The sequence below is a fragment of the Thermococcus sp. M36 genome (genome assembly GCF_012027355.1).
GTDB lineage: Archaea > Methanobacteriota_B > Thermococci > Thermococcales > Thermococcaceae > Thermococcus.
On record NZ_SNUH01000109.1, the window covers coordinates 1 to 514 of the forward strand.

Genomic DNA, 514 nt, shown 5'->3' on the forward strand with positions numbered 1-514 from the left:
CGATCTCTTTTGCAATTCCAAGTCCAATTTCAGAAGAAGACATTTTATTCTTTGCATCACTTAGCATGTATTCAAGCTTTGCAATACCACTGCTGCTAAGCTTATTGCCAAAACTTCCGGTTACGAAATTGATTCCTGCATCACCGGAGAAAAGATTAGCTTTCTCCCATCTTGTTCCTAATGCTTTAACGGCATTTATATCTCCACTTTTTGCAGCATTTAATAAGGCTGTATAGTGTGCTACATCTTTTGCATTTTCCTGATATTCTTTGTTATAAGTTCCGATTAATTCTTTATTACTTGCTAAGTTTATCCGTTTATCATATTCCTTATTTATATCTTTTAAAGTGTCAAGAAGCTTGTTATTATCTATACACTCTTTATCAATGTTGGCAAATAAATCAGGGTACTTGTCTATTAAAGTCTGCATTAAAGAAGTACGTGTGCTATCACTTTCATTCAAATTAGTAATTGCATGAACCAAGCCGTTTATTTCACCTTTTTCTGCATTTAA

The 514-nt window shown here is 33.3% G+C and carries 1 protein-coding gene; it reads right to left on the minus strand.

Annotated elements, in window-relative coordinates:
* On the minus strand, positions 1–514 hold a 514-nt coding region (locus E3E36_RS11550; RefSeq protein ID WP_167895545.1), incomplete at both ends, for a hypothetical protein.